Here is a 20,008-nt window from a genome sequence, read left to right as displayed (position 1 = left end):
ATATAAATATATCTAGTTATTAACGAGTTTTTATATTAAGAAAACGTACTATATAGGGAATAGGGAGAGGTAAATGTGAAAAAAAAACAAATTAATGCAATAGAAGTGGCTAAGTTAGCTAATGTATCACAATCGACGGTTTCTAGGGTATTTACCCCAGGTGCCAAGGTGTCTCCTAGGACACAAAAACGCGTGTTAGAAGCTGCTCAAAAAATAGGATATCGTCCAAATGCTTTAGCAAGAGGGTTAATAACTAATAAGACTAATATAATTGGACTTGTAATGGGTAATATTCAAAACCCTTTTTATCCAGAAATCCTCGATGAATTCACAAAAAGTTTGTACGAAAAAGGGTATCATGTACTTTTTTTTCATACAAAGAATGATGAAATTACCCAAGATGAAGTATCCCAATTTCTTGAATACAATGTAGAGGGCGTGATAGTGACAGACGTTTTGCTATCTTCAAATGTTGTTTCCAAACTTTCTACACATGATATACCTATTATCCTTTTCAATCGATATACCCAAGATTCTTCCTGTCATTCTGTATGTTGTGATAATTATTCTGCGGGCATGAAAATCGGGGAGTATTTATTTAAACAAGGTCATCAAAAGTTCACTTATATTACCGGTCGTACAAATACATCAACGAGTCGTGATCGTGAGAGGGGATTTGCTGAGTTTCTTTTACAAAAAGGAATAAAACCGGTAATTGAAGAAGGAGATTACACTTATAAAGCTGGTTACGCTGTAGCAATGCGTATACTAAAAAATAGAAATCGTCCGGATGCTATTTTCTGTGCAAATGATATTGTAGCTTTAGGAGTAATAGATGCTGCTAAAATATTAGATATATCTATTCCAAATGAATTGTCAATTGTAGGATTTGATGATATTTCAATGGCCTCCTGGCCTCCTTATTCTTTAACAACTTGGCAGCAACCAGTAAAAGAAATGATTGAAGCAACTATTAATATGTTATTAAATACAGTGAATGGAGAAGCGACTAAGCCTCAATCTCTACTTTTTTCAGGTAAGCTTCTTGAGAGAAAGTCTGTAAAACTTCTCAAAAATAGTTGACAATGAAAGGGTTATCATTTATGATTTAGTAGACGCAATAGTGTGAATTGTTTAAACAATAAGGTTTTTTTCTAAAAGGGATACATAATATCTCTTTTTGCGACTAAAATTGCATACGTATGCAATAAACTTTTTATTAAAGTTAGGAAGCTTACTATTAATTAAATTAATACTACTATGATTTAAAAATTCTGTTTCAAAATGCATACGTATGCATTTTGAAGATGTTGTTAAATGAAGTATGACTTTAATGCATACGTATGCAAATAAAGGGAGAGATTTGTCATGGCGAAAGTTTTCAAACAGGGGAAAAGTCAGGAAGAAATTAATCAAAATGATATGCAAGTATCAGCGACAGTAAGTCAAACCATTAAAAAAATTGAGGACGAAGGAGACAGTGCAGTTAGAGAACTATCAAGAAAATTTGATAATTGGTCTCCGGAAAATTTCAGATTGAGCAATCAACAAATCATTGAGATTGTGAATAGTGTACCAGAGCAAACAATTGAAGATATTAAATTTGCTCAAAATAATGTACGAAGATTTGCTGAAGAACAGAGAAAATCTATGCTAGACATTGAAGTAGAAACATTACCTGGCGTTATTTTAGGCCATAAAAATATTCCAGTTGGAAGTGTTGGATGTTATATTCCAGGTGGACGTTATCCTATGGTTGCTTCTGCACATATGAGTGTACTGACAGCAAAGGTAGCTGGAGTAAAACGAGTGATTGCTTGCACTCCACCTATTGGAGGAGAAATTCCATCAGCTACAGTAGCAGCCATGCATTTAGCAGGGGCCGATGAAATCTACATTCTTGGGGGAATTCAAGCAATGGCTGCCATGGCTGTTGGTACGGAAACAATTGAACCTGTAGATATGCTGGTAGGGCCAGGTAATGCTTATGTAGCAGAAGCAAAACGTCAATTGTATGGTCGTGTTGGAATTGATCTCTTTGCAGGCCCTACAGAAACATTAGTTGTAGCTGATGAAACAGCAGACGCAGAAATGATTGCCACTGACATTTTAGGACAGGGAGAACATGGACCAACTTCACCGGGAGCATTAATTACAACATCTGAAAAGTTAGCTCAAGAAACTGTAGAAGAAATTGAACGTCAGCTCGAAAAGCTTCCAACAGCTGATGTAGCACGTGTTTCATGGGAGGATTACGGCAAAATCATAATTGTAGAAAATGAACAGGAAGCTTTAATAGAAGCAGACAAATTAGCTTTTGAGCATGTTGAAATCTTAACTGAAAATCCAGATTATTTTTTAGAAAACATGAATAATTACGGGTGTTTATTTTTAGGTCCTGAGACAAATGTAGCTTATGGTGATAAAGTCATTGGTACAAACCATACGCTTCCAACAAAAGGGGCTGCACGCTACACTGGTGGACTGTGGGTAGGTAAATTTTTAAAAACATGTACTTATCAAAAGGTTACAGAAGAAGCTAGCGCACATATTGGGGAATATGCAGCACGCCTTTGTCAACTAGAGAACTTCTCTGGGCATGCTGAACAAGCTTTACTCCGCGTACGTCGTTATGGAAAAGTAACAGCAAAATGACCGATAAAAGGGATGCATAAACTTTTTATGTATCCTTTTTCAGTAGGTTTTTGTTCTCTTTAGATGAATTACTGATTATTTCTATTAAAAGTATTGAAAGCGTTTGCTTTTAGGGGGTTAGCGATAGAATTACTAGAGCTTAATATGGTTTAAAGGCTAAAAATTTAAACTAAGAAAGAACATATAATAAGTTGCGACGAGAAATATAGGGGGAGAAACAATGGATTTAGTCATCATTATACTTGCTTTAGGGCTCTTAATGCTTATTGCTTACCGAGGTTTTTCTGTCATTCTTTTTGCACCTCTATGTGCATTACTTGCGGTTATATTAACGGAACCTAGCTATGCTTTACCTTTCTTTTCTAATATTTTTATGGAAAAGATGGTCGGCTTTATTAAGAACTATTTTCCAGTCTTTTTATTAGGAGCAGTTTTTGGAAAATTAGTTGAAATGTCTGGAATTGCTGAATCTATAGCCAAAACAATCATAAATTTAGTTGGTCGAAAACGAGCTATTTTAGCTATTGTTCTCATGTGTGCAATATTAACTTACAGCGGAGTCAGTTTGTTTGTAGTAGCGTTTGCCGTTTATCCATTTGCAGCGAACCTTTTTCGAGAAGCTAACATTCCTAAGCGACTTATTCCTGGAACCATTGCTTTAGGAGCTTTATCTTTTACAATGGATGCTATGCCGGGAACACCTCAAATTCAAAATGTAATACCGACTTCTTTTTTTAAGACAGATATTTATGCAGCTCCTATATTAGGAATAATCGGATCTCTCTTTGTACTTTGCCTAGGACTTCTTTATTTGGAAAGCCGCCGTAAAAAAGCTCAAATTTCAGGTGAAGGTTATTTTGGTTTTAAAGGCGCTGGGGAAGAGACAGCTGTTGCTGCTGAAACAGTTAATATGTCAGCTGCTCCTTCTACTAATTCTGCTACTATCGGGCGTCAGGTATTAGCGTTTGTTCCTCTGATTTTAGTCGGAGTGGCCAATAAATTTTTCACTATATCTATTCCAAAGTGGTACCCAGAAGGTTTTGATTTTTCTAAGTTAGGTTTAGAAGCCTTTGGAAAAGTAGACTTAGCAACAGTAACAGGAATTTGGTCGGTAGAGCTAGCTTTAGTGCTAGGTATTCTTACAGCACTTGCTTATGATTGGAATCGCGTGACTAGTGGATTTCAACAAGGTATTAATGCCAGTATTGGCGGAGCTCTACTAGCAGCTATGAATACAGGTTCTGAATATGGTTTTGGTGGAGTTATTGCATCTCTTCCCGGATTTGCAACTGTACGGGATAGCATCTCACATACTTTTACAAATCCACTTATTAATGGAGCTGTTACAACAAACGTATTAGCTGGAATCACGGGTTCGGCATCTGGAGGAATGGGGATAGCACTGAGTGCTATGGGAGATAAGTATATACAAGCTATTACACAATATAATATTCCTCCTGAAGTTATGCACCGTGTCGTAGCGATGGCATCGGGTGGGATGGATTCCTTACCTCATAACGGAGCCGTAATTACCCTACTTGCTGTTACTGGATTAACCCATAAACAAGCTTATGGAGATATCTTTGCAGTGACTATTTTCAAAACACTCGCATGCTTCTTTGTAATCCTTGTTTATAGTTTAACTGGTTTAGTTTGATGATAGGATCTATGAATCTAATAAAAGGAGGATTATAATGACTTATTTTTCTGAACTCAAAGGAAAAAAATACTAGTTACTGGAGGTAGTAAAGGAATTGGTAAGGATATTGCTTTAGCGTTTGCTAAACAAGGAGCAGATGTAGTTATTACAGGGCGTAACGAAGCTGATTTAGTGTCGACTACAAATGAATTAAAGCGGATTCATCCTAATTCTTTCCACCTAAAAGCAGATATACAAGATATACAAAGTGTGCATGAAATGGTAGATAACGTAGTTTCTACATTAGGTAATATTGATATACTCATAAACAATGCAGGGATTAATATTGCAAAACCAGCACTAGAAGTAACCGAAAAAGATTGGAATCAAGTCATAGACACCAATCTTAAAGGAACCTTTTTCTGTGCACAAAGAGTAGGCAAACATATGATAGAACAAGGAGGAGGAAAGATTATTAATATGGCGTCCCAAATGGCTTTTGTAGGGTATATTAAGCGCTCTGTCTATTGTTCTAGTAAAGGCGGCGCAGTTCAGTTAACAAAAGCACTTGCAGTTGAGTGGGCGCCCTATAACGTAAGAGTAAATGCTGTGGCTCCTACTTTTATCGAGACAGATTTTACGAAGGAAATGTTTGAAGATCAGGAATTTTATCAGGATGTTGTTGCCCGTATCCCTTTAGGGAAATTGGCTCAGCCCTCCGATGTTACAGGAGCAGTTCTTTTTTTAGCTTCCGATTTAGCTCAGTTTATAACAGGAGAAACAATTAAAGTAGATGGAGGGTGGACAGCAATATGAGTGTTTCTAAAGAAGAATTAGCAATTATAGGTTCTGGTACAATGGGGCATTCTATTGCTTTATCTGCATCTATAACAGGCTTTAACGTAAAAATTTGGGGAATAGATGATAATGATATTCACCGTGGAAAGCAAGGTATTGATGAAAAATTGAATTTGTTAACAACATATGAGGTAGTGGATTCTAATGAAATAAAAAATATAAAAGAACGTATCTACTTTACAAATTCGTTAAGAGAGTGTGTAAATAATGCGAGTTTCGTGATTGAAGGAATTCCAGAAAACTTATACTTAAAACAAAAAATGTTTCAAGAGTTAGATGAATTATGTTCCCAAAATGTAATACTTGCGAGTAACACATCTGGTTTGAGTCCAACTGATATTGCTGCTCTTACATTATATCCGGAAAGAACAGTAGTTACACATTTTTGGAATCCAGGACATTTGATCCCTCTTGTAGAAGTAATACGTGGAGAACAGACGTCAGAACAGACTGTTAATCGATCGCTTGAATTACTTAAAAACTTGAATAAAAAGCCTATTGTGGTTCAAAAAGATATCCTTGGTTCAATTGGAAATCGACTGCAATATGCTTTGTTCCGTGAGGCTCAATATATTCTTGAGCAAGGGGTGGCTTCAATTGAGGATATTGATAAAGCCGTTTGTTACAGTATAGGTAGACGTTTGTCGGTGACAGGCCCATTTATGACAGCTGATATGGGAGGACTAGATGTATTTGATTCTATATCAGCCTATCTATTCCCTGATTTAAGCAATCATAATAAATCGTTTAGCAAGATGAAGAATCTTGTAGATGAGGGAAATTACGGACAAAAAACGGGAAAAGGATTTTATAAATGGTCACAGCAGCAATCAAAAAAAATGAACAAAGAACGTGAACAACAACTTATTTATTGGCTGAAAAGAGATTTAGAAGAGGAAAAAGAATAAAAATAAGTTCCTTTAATGAATAAATGAGCAAGTAAAACTTGAGAGGAAGTTATGAAAAAGAAAAGGATGATCCAAAGGGCCATCCTTTTCTTTTATTTTGATACTAGGAGAGGCTTTGAGGTTTTCGGTTTTATACTGACAAGTATTATGCTGAAAATGACTAATAAGAGACCTACTAATAGATTCATTGTAATTGGTTCTTTTAAAAATAATGAACTTGCTGTAATAGAAATAATAGGGATTAAAAAAGTATAGGTGGAAACTTTGCTTGCTTCTCCTGAACTAACAAGTGTAAAGAAATCAAGCCAACCCAGAGCAATGACGAACACGGATATGAACAACAATACGGTGATAAAAGCCGGATTCCATGAAATAGATGACCAGCTTTCTGTAAGTGTTCCAGAAGCCATTAAAAATAATCCACCAATAATAATGTGCAGTGTAGTAAGCCAAATTCCATCAACTTTATTAGAGGATTTTTTCATAAATACAGTACCAAAAGCCCAGCTTAAAGCAGAACCTAATGCAAGACAAATACCTGTAATAGAAATATGGCCTTTTAAACCTCCAAGACAAATGACAAGAACGCCCGCAAACCCTAAAATAAGACCTAATATTTTGAAGGGATACATTGATTCACCAAGCCAAATCCAAGAAAATAATCCCATTAAAATTGGCTGAAAGAAAACAATCGCGGTAAAAAGTCCGGCCGGTAAATAATTTAATCCAATCGTCTGGAGTCCATAGAATAAGATGATATTAAATAGTGCGGATATAAAATAAATAGGCCATGTCTCCTTAAAACGAAGCATTTTATATCTAGGAACGGCAATTATGAGTAATATAATTCCGCCGATAAACAATCGTATACCTGCAAATAAAAGTGGTGGAGAGTAGTGCAGCGCGAATTTCGTTAGAGGCCAGTTTATTCCCCACATAAAAACAAGAAATGCAAGAAAAAATCCAATTCGCGTTTTAGAATATTGCTTCATGATAAAACCTCCTTGTTATGATTACATTAAACATGATACGATAGGAAGATGAATAAAGAAAATGAATGTTTTTTATAAGGAGTATAAGTAATCGCTTATGATAACAATTACACAACTTCAAGTATTAGTAAAAGCTATTGACACGGGCAGTTTTACAAAGGCTAGTCATGTTTTGAATATGACTCAGCCAGCTGTCAGCCATGCAATATCTAACTTAGAAGCTGATTTGGGAGTTAAATTGCTTCTTAGGGATCGTAAAAGAGGTCTACTTTTAACTGATATTGGGGAACGTATTTTAGTACATATTCGAGCAGTATTAAATCATATTGAAAAAGTGGAACAAGAAGTAGCAGCTGAAAAGGGGTTTGAAGTAGGAACAATAAGAATAGGAAGTTTTCCTAGTGCATCTACGAAATTTTTACCCGGAATTATTAAAATTTTTAAACAAAAATATCCCTCTCTCCAGCTAATTGTTCATGAAGGAACATTAGATGAAATTAAAAGTTGGCTCAAATCTAAAGCTATCGATATAGGGTTTATCGTTCTGCCAAGCACAGGTATGGATATTGTGCCAATTGCTAAAGATGAAATGGTAGTTTTAGTACCAAAAACTCATGCTTTATCTGAAAAAAGTTCTATTAGTATTAATGACTTAGATAATGAGCCATTAATTTTGTGCAGAGGAGGGTTTGAATCTCCCATTATAGATATGTTTAATAAAGCTAAAGTGAAATTAAGGGCTGAATTTACGGTTTCTCATATCAATACTCTTTTAAAAATGATCCAAGAAGACCTAGGCTTGGCCATAGCTCCTAAATTTTCATTAACAAGTATACCTGAAGGAATTGCTATAAAAAAATTAGAACCAAGATTTTGTAGAGAAATCGCACTAGCAGTTCCGGAATTAAAAGAAGCGTCCATCGCTGTAAAGTTATTTATTAAGGAAATGAGAAATCTAGAGAGTGAAGCTGAATAAGAAAATGAAAAGCCTGTCCAATATTTCACCAAATTATAGTCTTCTTCAACTAATAGAGAGAAATAGGAATAGCTAATAAAAAACATTTCTTAATTTTGAGGAATCACTTCATTAGATACTTGATTGGATCCTTTACTTATGTACTGGTAAGACTTGTTATAGCATTAAATATAGATTTGTCCTGATTATTTATCTGTATGATATGTATGTTAACTTGAAAATCGTGCAATAAATTGAGTAAATAATGATAATGAAAGTGAGAGAGGATTAGAAGAGGCGACAGCTCAATCGGTTCATAACATACAAAAAATGACATAAATTTAGATGATATTGAAAAATTTACATATTTAAGTATAGAAGAGATAAAAAAATTCTTATAGTAACTCTTTAAGTTGTAAAAGCGTTGTGAGAAATTCCTCAACGCTTTTACAAGTTTATGAAAGAAAAGATGGAAGGTTTCGTCCGTAAATACTTTAGCTTCCCTAATGTAAAAGTCCTAGTTATTTGGAGTATAGTACGCTATGGATATTTAGTTTCAAGATAAATGATGAATAAACAATACGTATCATTTACACGATAAGTAAATGATATGAATTTTTCAAACGCCCAAAATTAACGTTTGCGTTAACGTCAATTTCGGGTACTATAGTTTATAGAAATAAGAATGGTTAAAATGAGGCACCATTTAAACATTATTCAAACTGGTAATCATCATTAAAGGAGAGAGCTATCATGTATACACTTGGAGAACTATTAGAGCAGAGGGCCAAACAATCTGCTGAAAAAGAGGCCTTAATTTGGAGTACGTCTTTCTACACATTTAAAGAATATAATGAACGTGTCAATCAACTTGCTCATTATCTCTTAAGCCATAGTGTTAAAAAAGGAGATCGAATTGCAATTCTTTGTCAAAATAATCATCCGTTTCCTATCATTCTGCTAGCTGCATTAAGAATTGGAGCCGTAGCGGTTCCTATTAGCTGGCAGCTTACGAAGTATGAAATTATAGATATTTTAGATAGTGCAGAACCTAAAATTATTTTCTACGATCAAAAATTTAATGAGGTCATTCCTTTTGAATCTGAAATATTAAATAACGTTGTGACTGTACAAGTAGGTAGAAAAAATAGCGTGGATACAGTTGAAGAATATGATGAAATTTTTTCTACTTACTCTACACAAAATCCAAATATACATGTCTCCCAAGATGACCTGGCTATGCTTCTTTTTACTTCTGGAACAACTGGTAACGCAAAAGGCTGTATGATTGAGCATGGTCACGTGTATTCTTATATACAACCGTCAAGTCAACGAATAGACTACAAAGAGGATGGTCGATTTCTTGCTTCGCATCCTTTTTATCATATGAGTTCTATTAATAATATTTTGAAATCTGCTTCCAATGGAATGGGGTTATTCCTATTGTCAGATCCTACACCAGAAATCATTTGGGAAACGATTGAAACTCATGAAATCACTATGATGTTAGCGTTTCCTTCTATGTATATGCAAATGCTTGAAATAATAAAAAATGCAGATCCAAAGAAATCTTCCCTAAAGGTTGCTATTGCTGGAGGGGCAAAAGTTCCTGCTTATCTTATTGAGGAGTATAAAAAATTAGGAATTAGTATGATACAAGGGTATGGAAGTACAGAAGCATGGACAGTTAGTGTATGGACACCGGACATGGGGAATGAAAAAATCGAATCAGCAGGTAAGCCTCTTTCCGGTGTGGAAGTGAAGATTGTTGATCCCGACTCAGGAAAAGAAGTAAAAACAGGAGAAGTTGGTGAGATTATCATAAAAAGTCCCTATTCTTTTAAAGGGTATTGGCATAATCAAGAGGCAACTGACAAAGTGCTTCGAGATGGTTGGTTCTATATGGGGGACGCTGGAAAGATAGACCACGATGGCTTTTTGTATATTATGGGACGTTATAAAGACGTTATTGTATATGGCGGCGATAATATCTATCCAGATCAGGTCGAAGAAATAATTGAGCAAATAGATACCGTTATAGAAGCTGCTGTAATAGGGGTAGAAGACCCTGTCTATGGGGAAAAACCTAGAGCATATGTGGTAAAAGATCCTGATTCTCCTTTAACAAAAGAAGATATTCTAAACTATTGTAGGGATCGTCTGGCAAGTTACAAAGTTCCAGAAGTTTATTTTATTGATAAACTTCCTAAAAACCAACTCGGCAAAGTATTAAAAAGGGAACTGAAGGATAAAATTTTTAACTAAAAAGTAAAATCCTTAAACTGATTAGCTAAATTCTAAAAGATGATAAAGAAGCGTCCTTCTATTCAAAAAAGAAGCCTTGTTGTAAAAAAACGAAGGCTTCTTTTTATTTTATATTCTATATACTAATTATTTTTAGTAACATTCTCTTTAAAATTCAAAATAGCTTCTACTGCTTTTTTATATCCTCCAGCCTCTTTTAAAGACTTTCCAACTTCTAAACTTTTCTCTTTAAATGCAGGGTTTGATAATATTTGTTCTGTGGCACTTCTTAGTGCAACAGCATCTAGTTGGTGACGGTTGAGCTGTAACCCAGCTCCTAATTCTTCAATTCGTTTAGCGACTATCGGCTGATCTCCCATAACAGGAATAACAAGAAGAGGAACACCAAAATAGAGGCCTTCGCTAGAACTATTCATCCCCCCATGGGTAATGAATATGTCAGCTTGTTGTAGTATTTCTAACTGCGGTACATAATTACGCACAATGAAATTAGCTGGAATATCTTTGAATTGATCAATATCAGTTTGTTTTCCTACTGATAATATAACTTTAGCAGAACTCTCTCCAAATGCTTCAAAACAAGTCTTATATAATTCAGGTTGTTGATTAAATACTGTTCCCATCGAAATAAAGATAAGTTTATCATTAGAAATATTCTCTAAAGGTAAAGGTTCTATATCTTTCCGAGAAGCAATAGAAGGACCAACAAAAATAAAAGAGTTATCAAACTTTTCAGCATGAGGTTGATATAACTTGGAGGTATATACAAGGGTGATATCCCCAGGACAGGACATCAGATTTTGCTTATCGGTGAGTGTTACTCCATATTTTTGTTTCCATTTTTTTGATATCTCTTCAATTTCTTTATATTTTGGAGATGTTTTATCAATTTCTCCTCTACTTTTCGTAAGGCTCAAAAAGACTTCTTCATTAATAGCAAACGTTGTACAAGAAGATACTTTCGGTAGCTTCAATACATCAGCGATAATCCATCCTGCAGCGAAATTATTGTCATAGATAACATAGTCATATTTTTCATTGCTTATCTCTTGTAGAACAGTCTCTATAATTTTATCCGTGGAACGTCCCATATGTAATAGCATCTCAAGAGGATCTATTCTTTTTGTCATTCTTTCCACCATATCTATATTGCGTACAAAGTTTTCATAAGGACGAAAAGAAGCTCCAGTTTTTTTTATTTTGTTTTTATATTCTTCTACACAGTAATAAACGACCTCTTCTCCCTTTTTTACCAATTCTTCTACTAGAGCAATTGTAGGATTAATGTGGCCTTCACCAGGAAAATTGAAAAATAAAACTTTTCCCATCTAGACTCCTCCTTTTTATAACGCAAGTAAGATAGTGTAAATGATTTACCTTATTATACCATCAAATGTTTTTCTGCACCTTATATATGTATAGTGTGCTTAGAACGTATTTTATTTTGGTACCATAAATTATGGTAGGATTACTTATGAAGTCTATCTGCTGAAGGAATCTTTTATTAATGCAGAGGATAGGGAATATAACGACTGGGCAATAAGAGGCTAGTTTGAACGAACCTAAGATGATCAAAAATCGTTAGTTTTCGTGGTCTCTAATAGAATAGGGTTAGTTAAAAGCGTGGATTAAATCCAACCCACGCTTTTATAGGGGGAGCTCGTACTAAACATAGGCTATACCAACTTAAAATAAAAATGTTAAGTAGAGAGTTTCCTGATATCAGAGTAACAAATACAAAGGGTATTCTCATATTCAGATTCGTATCCTGTAAATACCAGATTTCTTTTTTTATTATCATAGTGAAATCCGATTTTCTTTAAATCATTTCTCAATATATCTTCACTAATTTTGATGGAAGAAGCAATATCTTCATAAGAAGCACCATTATTTAGCTTTTGAACAATCTCACCTATTAACAAGTTATGACCTCCAGTAGCATATGTTTCTTAAGTAATAATTTAACCTAAATAGTTGCTTTTATGAAAGTTGTGTTAAAGGCCATTTTAGATTATTGGAACTTGTATTGAGTATTTCGCTTGCTAACTACTGAATTAATTCTTTTTTTTCTTTTACAATAATCATTAAAATAGTAAATTAAAATTATTTGAATAGAAAACCAATGAAAAGACCGGTGAGACTTTCTATTTGTACACCTTTTTCTCCAATTAATTGGCGGTAAATTACTCTGAAAATCACACCAACAAAAGAGAGAATAACAGCCGTTGTGGTAATACGTAAAAAGTTAATAGAATCACACCCTTTTATAAAGTGTATTACCCTTTTTTAATCTATTAAGGACGCTTGGACAAGAAACTTAAGGCTGGTTATAGCTTGTTTCCGTTTACCGTAAAGCTAACAGATAAGGAAGAGGATAGAGGGAAGTGAAGTAAAAAAGCAAAGAGAATATCCTCTTTGCTTTTTTCTTGTTTTTATATTCATAGAAGCTACATAGTAAATCATATATAACACATCTTTGTTCAAATACTTACTGCTCTTTTTCTGATACCATTTCAACTTTACCTGGCCAGAAAGCAAACCTTCCTAAAACCGTAGTAATCGCAGGTACAAGGAATGGTCGCACAATAAATGTATCTAATAGAACGCCTAAAGCTGTAATAATTCCGAACTGAACCAGAACTTGAATAGGCAGTGTTGCTAAAACTGCGAAAGTAGCAGCTAAAATGATTCCAGCTGATGTGATAACACCGCTTGTTTCACTTACTCCTTCTTTAATTGCTTGCTTTAATGGCATGTATTTCTTTTTCTGCCAGATGCTTGAGATCATAAAGATATTATAATCCTCACCAAGCGCCACTAAGAATACAAATGCGTATAAAGGAATCGCTCTTTGGATAGCATCTGCCCCCATGATATTGTGGATGATGAGCCAGCCTAACCCTAAGGCTGCACTGTAAGACAAGATAACTGTTCCAACTAAGTAAAGCATAGCTACAATAGAACGTAAATAAGCTACTAGCAGGAGTGATATAAAAATAATGATTAATGGAACAACAATACTATTGTCTTTATCACTAGTTGTCATTGTGTCATATTGTGTCGCTGTTTGACCGCCAATCCATACCTTGGATTTCACTTTGGAAACGTCTGACTGTGACAGTGCCTTTTCGGCTGCATCTCTCAAGTCTGGAATAGCTTCCATAGCTTTTATACTATATGGATTTACATTAAACTTAACATCATATACTTTTAAATTCTTGTTATTTGCACCACTTTGGGGTGCAGAAACGGTACTAATAAGATCATTTTTCTTTAACTCTTTTTCTAGATTTACCGATTTTCCTTCCGTATCAATTACTACTTGTACCGGTGCTAGTTCACCTGGAGAATATGCATCAGAGATAATTGTAAATCCTTCACGAGAAGGCATATCTTCAGGGAACGAAGACAATAAATCATACGTATACTTGATTTGACTAGAATAAATGGATAAAGCTCCAAAAAAGACTAGACAAGCAATAATGATTGTCCATGGCTTAGTAGTAACGACATTACCAATCCAATTTCCAAAACGATTTTTCTCTTTCCGGTCGCGCATCGGTTTTCCTTTCTTTTTGGCCAATTCCTCTTCCATTTCAGGAGTACGAGGGACGAAAGGATAAAACGAGCCTCTGCCCATAACTGCAAGCAGAGCGGGAATAAGAGTCAAGCTTGCTAATCCCATAACCAGAATAGATAAGCTAAATGGAATGGCAAAACGATGGTAAGCACCGTATTTTGCTACAATCAAGGTTAGAAGAGAGATGACAACTGTAAGTCCACTCATAGCTATAGCACCTGAAGCACCTTTAAAAGCGTTGATAAGTGCTTGTCTCTTATCTTTTACTTTGCGAAGTTCATCGCGATAATGAGAAATTAAAAATAAACAATAGTCTGTTCCTGCTCCAAATAACAAGACGGTCATAATAGATATGGACTGCGAATCGACCGTAATCCAACCTTTTTCTGCTAAAATACCAAGAATCGGACTTAGGATTCCATAAGCAAAACCTACGCCAATTAAAGGAATAATAGCTAAAATTGGGGAACGATAAATAACAAGAAGTAAAATTAAGACTAATAAAACTGTCGCAATCAGTAACGAAACGTCTGCTCCTTCAAATAGGCTGGTTGCATCTACTTGAATTCCTACAGGACCCGTAACGCGCGTGCTTAATTTATCTTTTTCGTTTATATCTGTCGCAAAAGAATCGTATGAAACCTTTTCTTTTACTTGTTTTTTAATCATATCTAGATTTTCTTCTAGCACTTCCGTTTCAACGTTTTCTTTAAAGAAAATAGGCTGTACAAGCGTTGTGCCATCTTTTGATATCATTTTTTGTAGAGCTGCTAACGGTAATTTGTGCAAAGGCGGGGTAGACGTTTGTTCTTCCAATGGTTTCTTCTCTAAACGTTCCGCCATTTGCTGAATAGTTTTTAGATCATCATTGTTCAAACCTGATTCTTTATGCCATGTAAGTAAAGCAGGAACCCCTGAAGAGTTAGGGAATTCTTTCTTTATTAGATTTTCAGCTTCTACGGAAGGTGAATTCTCACTTAAGTTTGGTGCATTGTTCACTTCCGTCTTATTCACGGCAGGCCAAGCAATCGTTAAGACTACAGTTGCCAGAATCCATACGGCAATAACAACCCAGCGACTTACTTTACCAGTCATATATCGGCTGAATGTTGTTAAAGGGAATTCTTTCATTAATACTCCCTCATTTCCAAATCTGTTTGTTTCTATTACAATATATATAGAACCTTCAATAATTATATATACTGGAAGGTTAATTAATCAACTAGTTTAATGTGGCAATTTCTTGAACTAGAAGGAGGCCCCCCTTATGAATACTGATAATACACCCAAAAAAAAGCCTGGTAGACCCAAAATAACAACTGAAAATAATATAACAAGAGAGCAAATTTTAAAAACAGCTGCTCATCTATTTATGGCATATGGATATGAAAGAGTTTCAATGGAACAAGTGGCTGAAGCTAGTGACGTGACCAAGGCTAGCGTTTACTACTACTTTAAAAATAAGGCAACTTTATTTACGGTTTCGGTATCAAGTATGTTCCAACGTATTACAAAACAGACAGAGAAATTGTTACACAATTCTAAAGGCCTGAAACACAGATTATATGAGGTAACATTGGATCATTTAAAGAGACCACATATCGATTTTGAAACATTATTGCAGGAAGCGACTTCTTCGCTTACAGAAGATCATATTCATGAAATTCGTGAGGCAGAGAAAGCTATACATCAAGCATTAGAGAACGTATTCAAGCAAGCCGCAAACAACGGTGAAATTGTCATAACAAGTCCACGATTGCTTGCGCATACATTTTCTACGGTAACAATGATTCGGAATAAAAAAGAATTAATAACTGAATTAGGGGGACCTGAAAAAACAGCTCAGGCTCTAGTAGATCTTTTTTGGATAGGGATTAGTCCTAATTGACCTTTTTATTCCATCTTACAAAGAAGAAATAAAGAACCGCTAAAAAATATTGTTCAATATTTTTTAGCGGTTCTTTTAATTGGTCGTAAGTATTTTATAAGGCCAACCGTAAATAATTACAGTTACATATCAACTATCCACTATCCACCTTATATAAGGATGTTGGCTCAAAGTGTTGATCAACCATCTGAAAAAGCGAAATTATATAATAGAAACGTAAAAATCCAAACAAAAATTTGATAATATGGTTTTTATTTGTATTTTAAGCAGTGTTGCACAGAAGATTAGTGTTAAAATAATGAAAGTCCCATTTTTAGGAGTGCCTTTAGTATATATGGTTATTCTATTGTAAACAAAACCTTTAGCATAACAGCTTACATTTTGGAAAGGGGAAAAGTCTATGGAATCTATTTGGCTTGAATATGTATGGGCATTATTGATTCTAATCGGGTTAGAAGGGTTATTATCAGCTGACAATGCTCTTGTACTAGCAGTTATAGCCAAACATTTACCCGATGACCAGAAAAAAAGAGCGATTAATTACGGAATTCTTATGGCATTCATTTTTCGATTTGCAGCTCTTTTTGCCATTTCATTTATCGCCAACGTCTGGTGGATTCAGGCCGTAGGAGCAGCTTATCTTCTTTATTTAGGTTTGAAGCATATCATTAAGGCACGGTTTGGGAAACATAATGAGAATATTCATAAGGATGATGAAAAGGAGTCTGCTGCAAAGGGATTCTGGCCGACAGTGGGGAAAATTGCGTTAGCTGACCTTGCTTTTGCCATTGATTCCATTTTAGCTGCGGTCGCTATAGCCCTTGGTCTTCCAGATTCACAAATTAGAGAAATTGGCGGTATGGACGGAGGGCAGTTTGCAGTGGTAGTTCTTGGAGGGATTGCAGGTCTTATCTTGATCAAGTTTGCAGCAACCTGGTTTGTCCAACTTCTTGAAAAGCGACCTGCCTTAGAAACTACAGCATATGCCATTGTTGCCTGGGTAGGCGTGAAACTTGCTGTTATTACTCTTGCGCATAAAGATATTGGTATTTTAGACCCTCATTTTCCTCATAGCACTACTTGGACACTGATTTTTTATGGAGTATTAGTTGGTATTGCTCTATTGGGTTGGTTTGCACCGAGCAATAAGTCATCAGAGAAACCATCTTCCTAAAAGGTAATCAAGTGTTATACGCAACCGTAAATTAGACTTCTATTGGATATTATTATTTTTTTGTTATCTTATAAAAAGTGCGAAACCTTAATTTATCAATTACCCTTGCTCTTTCCGTTCAAGCGGAGCCTCATTAGTAGCATTTAAAAGCATGTTTGGTCTCTATAGAAAAAGTGAGTTTTGTTGATTTATGTGTGGCTATTAAGTGCGTTAACCCAAGCAGGGTTAACGCATATTTTAATTGAGCCTATTGCGCAAATGAACCTAGTTATTTAATTTATTATTTTTGTTTCTTTTGCGATAATCAGTAAAATAGGAAATTAAAAAAATAAGCAATAATTGTTTAAATAGAAATGATTTGGGAATATGATTCATAAGTCAAAAAAATGACAAGGGGGATGCAAACATGGCGAAGGAATTAGCTATGCATGAAACGCTGGAAGTTCATGAAATCTTAACGCTTAAAACATCGTGTGTAACGAAAGGCACGGCGATGTTGGAATTGGTAGAGGATGAGAATTTAAAAAAGATTCTTGAAGAAGATGTTCAAACATCTACTGAAGCGATTAAGGAATTGAAAAAAATCCTAAAGAAAACTCAATAAATAGGAGGGGTAGAAAAATGGCTGCTAAAAGTACTCTTACTAAAACATTAGATGATCTTGCTATAGCGACTGATCTATTATTATCGGCCAAAAATGGTGTACGAACATATGCAGTAGCGCTTACGGAAACGGCGACGCCCGAAGTGCGAAAGGTATTAAAAAAGCAATTAGATAAAGCTATTGAGCTTCATGAAAAGATTGCCCAATATATGATTGATAATGAAATGTATCATGCTTATGATGTAGAAGAACAAGTAAATCATGATTTGGAAAAGGCAGATAACGCGTTAGATTTAGCGAAAAGTTAACTAAAGTTCCTCCTTCTATTAGCGAAGGGGGAACTTTTTTGAGGAAAATTCTTTTTAGATGCTTAATTCAAAACTCCTTCTATGGCAATTATATGGTTAGAAAAAATATAAGAGAGTGAAAGTTACATAAAAAGTTATTTTTCGATATGTCTAAAAAGGAAAAGAAATCTATATTATACTTCTTTGGGAGCGGGTAATTTACCCCGATTTATACAATGTTCAGCCGATGTTTTATAGTCTTTTATCCTATATATGAATAGACTGGTTTTAATTGGCTGATGAAGGATACACCTATTAGTAGAACAACATATTCTATGGGAGTAGAGGAGGAGAAAATAGTGAAAAAAATTAAAGTAGCAGAAAATAGTGGTCAGGCAAATAAGTTTATTGAAGATTTTTTTGCCAATGGATTTAATAAAAGTGAAATTTATTTGTTGACCTATAATAAAGAGCGCTCGGAGTATTTAACAGATACAACAAATACAAAAGAATATCGAGCTTCTGAACAAGGAGTATTTGAATCTGCAGTTAATAAGTTATTTTCTCGTGAAGATGAACTTCATTCTAAAATAGCCTCTTTAGGTTTAACCCGAGAAGAAGTTGAACAATGTATCAGTGAAATGAAACAAGAGCGCATAATCATTATTGCAAAAAAAGATATGTAATGGTTTTCATGTGCAATAACTTTTGAAGAAACTAAGTGATCGGGAAAAAATTAGTGAATCTTACTAGCGTATTGCTTTATATATAGTGTTTGTTCTGCTACGCGAATGTTTTATGAATCGGAAAGATACTGAACTAAAAGTATCTTACTAAAATCGTTTACTAATCTCATATGGAGGTGAAAGGGTAATGACTCAATTTCTTGGTATCCACATAGGGACGTTATACTTTCCTACAAGTATCCTTCTAATTACCTTATTAGTTTTAGTAGGTTTTATTATCTATTTTCTTACTAGAAGAAAAAGAAATAAAGATCAAACGATTCATTCAAACGAGAATAGAGAAAAGGAAAAAAGAGCAAAAGACAAAACTCTGTAAATAATCTAAAGGAAGAATCAATATATTTCATCATCAAAAAAATTGCATTTTGAAGTGAAAGTAGATCATCTTATTCCTACAGTTCCTGATACAGGCTTATCCCATGACTTAACTCGTGTAGGAAAGTATTTTCTAAATAAATGCAGAGCGGGCCCTTGAATTCATTTCCACGGGCTGGTTTTATTTTTATTCTGTAAAAAACAGACCACCTTTTAATATTTTATTTTCTCACTAATTCCTGTTTATAAATTCAAATGAAACTTTATAATCGTTTATTAGATCCTAAACAAGCAATTGAACTCTTGATAAATTTGATATAGTAGTCTAACCTTCTTATTAAGGAGTGAAAATTATGAATGAAAACATTTCAGGTATTAATTATCAGGAAGTCATTGAATATGCATTAGATCCACTTATTATTCATTCAAATCACAAGATTATATATGTTAACCAAGCAGCTGAACATTTTTTTAGAGGAAAAAGAGAAGATATTATAGGTGCAAGTCCTTTAGATATATTTCAAGAAACATCTAAATCAGCGATAAGGAAAAGAATCCAATCTGCTTACGAGCGCCCAGCAGAGCTCATTGAGGAAACCATATTTAGAATGGATGGAACAACCGTCAATGTTGAATTATATTGTCATCCCTTGCTACTGGGAGATAAAAAAGTAATCCAAACCTATGTGAGAGATATTACAGTAAGAAAAGAGAGTGAGACAAGACAAAAAGAAATAATAAGGCAAATAAATGAACTGTCTACAACACTTGTTCCTCTTTTAGAGGGAATCGCTGTACTCCCTTTAGTAGGATCTATAGATGAGGAAAGAGCAAACCAACTTTTAATGGCTGTCCCTGTAAAAGTGCAGATGCAAAATATAAATTATTTAATTATAGACTTTTCAGGTATTTACACATTAGATTCAATTGTAACGGAGCATCTTTTTAAAATTAATAGCGTTATGTCACTACTTGGAGTGCAATGTATTTTAACAGGGCTAAGACCAGAATTATCTCGCTCTGCTGTACAGCTAGGTATTAACTTAGATTCTACCCTGACAATGGCGACCGTAAAAAATGCACTTCATTTTTTAGGAATCACTTCTAGTAAATATTCTGTAGAATGAAAAACTAAAGCAACT

17 protein-coding genes are annotated in these 20,008 nt (G+C 34.6%); 13 read left to right on the top strand and 4 right to left on the bottom strand.

What is annotated here, in order from left to right; all coding sequences use genetic code 11:
* Positions 1 to 75 precede the first annotated feature (75 nt).
* The 5 genes from ACLHDF_RS08260 (at position 76) to ACLHDF_RS08240 (ending at position 6,060) form a co-directional block, all read left to right on the top strand.
* Positions 76 to 1,083, top strand: a complete 1,008-nt coding sequence (locus ACLHDF_RS08260; protein ID WP_413918414.1) for a LacI family DNA-binding transcriptional regulator — start codon at positions 76 to 78, stop codon at positions 1,081 to 1,083.
* Between the two features lie 285 nt (positions 1,084 to 1,368).
* Entirely contained in the window at positions 1,369 to 2,655 is a 1,287-nt protein-coding gene (gene hisD, locus ACLHDF_RS08255; protein WP_340430583.1) for a histidinol dehydrogenase, read from the top strand.
* 220 nt (positions 2,656 to 2,875) lie between these two features.
* Positions 2,876 to 4,312 carry a GntP family permease gene (locus ACLHDF_RS08250; protein WP_413918413.1) on the top strand — a complete coding sequence of 479 codons (1,437 nt, stop codon included), beginning with the start codon at positions 2,876 to 2,878 and terminating at the stop codon, positions 4,310 to 4,312.
* A 69-nt stretch (positions 4,313 to 4,381) separates the two neighbouring features.
* Entirely contained in the window at positions 4,382 to 5,110 is a 729-nt protein-coding gene (locus tag ACLHDF_RS08245) for an SDR family NAD(P)-dependent oxidoreductase (RefSeq protein WP_413918903.1), read from the top strand.
* Positions 5,107 to 6,060 (top strand): 3-hydroxyacyl-CoA dehydrogenase family protein, encoded by a 954-nt coding sequence (locus tag ACLHDF_RS08240; RefSeq protein ID WP_413918412.1) that lies wholly within the window; start codon positions 5,107 to 5,109, stop codon positions 6,058 to 6,060. The genes ACLHDF_RS08245 and ACLHDF_RS08240 overlap by 4 nt, the downstream gene beginning before the upstream one ends.
* 92 nt (positions 6,061 to 6,152) lie before the next feature.
* Here ACLHDF_RS08240 and ACLHDF_RS08235 read toward each other — a convergent pair whose 3' ends face one another.
* A complete protein-coding gene (locus tag ACLHDF_RS08235) occupies positions 6,153 to 7,052 on the bottom strand; it encodes a DMT family transporter (RefSeq protein WP_413918411.1) in 900 nt (299 codons plus the stop codon).
* A 100-nt stretch (positions 7,053 to 7,152) separates the two neighbouring features.
* Here ACLHDF_RS08235 and ACLHDF_RS08230 point away from each other — a divergent pair, with 100 nt between their 5' ends.
* Positions 7,153 to 8,028: a LysR family transcriptional regulator gene (locus ACLHDF_RS08230; protein ID WP_413918902.1), complete on the top strand. Its 876-nt coding sequence runs from the start codon at positions 7,153 to 7,155 to the stop codon at positions 8,026 to 8,028.
* A 732-nt stretch (positions 8,029 to 8,760) separates the two neighbouring features.
* Positions 8,761 to 10,272, top strand: coding sequence for a class I adenylate-forming enzyme family protein (locus tag ACLHDF_RS08225; protein ID WP_413918410.1), 1,512 nt, complete (start codon positions 8,761 to 8,763; stop codon positions 10,270 to 10,272).
* Between the two features lie 122 nt (positions 10,273 to 10,394).
* Here the strand turns inward: ACLHDF_RS08225 and ACLHDF_RS08220 are convergent, their stop codons facing one another.
* The 3 genes from ACLHDF_RS08220 to ACLHDF_RS08210 all read right to left on the bottom strand — a co-directional run bounded on the left by ACLHDF_RS08220 (position 10,395) and on the right by ACLHDF_RS08210 (position 14,983).
* Positions 10,395 to 11,600, bottom strand: coding sequence for a macrolide family glycosyltransferase (locus ACLHDF_RS08220; protein WP_413918409.1), 1,206 nt, complete (start codon positions 11,598 to 11,600; stop codon positions 10,395 to 10,397).
* Positions 11,601 to 11,972: 372 nt separating this feature from the next.
* Positions 11,973 to 12,194, bottom strand: a complete 222-nt coding sequence (locus ACLHDF_RS08215) for a hypothetical protein (protein WP_413918408.1) — start codon at positions 12,192 to 12,194, stop codon at positions 11,973 to 11,975.
* 566 nt (positions 12,195 to 12,760) lie between these two features.
* Entirely contained in the window at positions 12,761 to 14,983 is a 2,223-nt protein-coding gene (locus ACLHDF_RS08210) for an MMPL family transporter (RefSeq protein ID WP_413918407.1), read from the bottom strand.
* A gap of 136 nt (positions 14,984 to 15,119) precedes the next feature.
* Here ACLHDF_RS08210 and ACLHDF_RS08205 point away from each other — a divergent pair, with 136 nt between their 5' ends.
* From ACLHDF_RS08205 to ACLHDF_RS08180, 6 genes are all read left to right on the top strand, one after another.
* Positions 15,120 to 15,740 carry a TetR/AcrR family transcriptional regulator gene (locus ACLHDF_RS08205; RefSeq protein WP_413918406.1) on the top strand — a complete coding sequence of 207 codons (621 nt, stop codon included), beginning with the start codon at positions 15,120 to 15,122 and terminating at the stop codon, positions 15,738 to 15,740.
* A gap of 400 nt (positions 15,741 to 16,140) precedes the next feature.
* The gene (locus tag ACLHDF_RS08200) at positions 16,141 to 16,914 is read left to right on the top strand and encodes a TerC family protein (RefSeq protein WP_413918405.1); all 774 of its coding nucleotides are present in this window, start codon (positions 16,141 to 16,143) and stop codon (positions 16,912 to 16,914) included.
* A 406-nt stretch (positions 16,915 to 17,320) separates the two neighbouring features.
* The gene (locus ACLHDF_RS08195; RefSeq protein ID WP_413918404.1) at positions 17,321 to 17,518 is read left to right on the top strand and encodes a spore coat protein; all 198 of its coding nucleotides are present in this window, start codon (positions 17,321 to 17,323) and stop codon (positions 17,516 to 17,518) included.
* A 17-nt stretch (positions 17,519 to 17,535) separates the two neighbouring features.
* Positions 17,536 to 17,826 (top strand): spore coat protein, encoded by a 291-nt coding sequence (locus tag ACLHDF_RS08190; protein WP_413918403.1) that lies wholly within the window; start codon positions 17,536 to 17,538, stop codon positions 17,824 to 17,826.
* A 338-nt stretch (positions 17,827 to 18,164) separates the two neighbouring features.
* Positions 18,165 to 18,491 carry a general stress protein gene (locus ACLHDF_RS08185; RefSeq protein ID WP_413918402.1) on the top strand — a complete coding sequence of 109 codons (327 nt, stop codon included), beginning with the start codon at positions 18,165 to 18,167 and terminating at the stop codon, positions 18,489 to 18,491.
* 728 nt (positions 18,492 to 19,219) lie between these two features.
* Positions 19,220 to 19,993, top strand: coding sequence for a PAS domain S-box protein (locus tag ACLHDF_RS08180; protein ID WP_413918401.1), 774 nt, complete (start codon positions 19,220 to 19,222; stop codon positions 19,991 to 19,993).
* The last annotated feature ends 15 nt before the right edge of the window (positions 19,994 to 20,008 follow it).

Origin of the sequence: Priestia megaterium (assembly GCF_046599315.1) — a bacterium.
GTDB classification, from domain to species: Bacteria; Bacillota; Bacilli; order Bacillales; family Bacillaceae_H; genus Priestia; species Priestia megaterium_F.
This window is presented reverse-complemented; position numbering and strand designations above follow the sequence as displayed.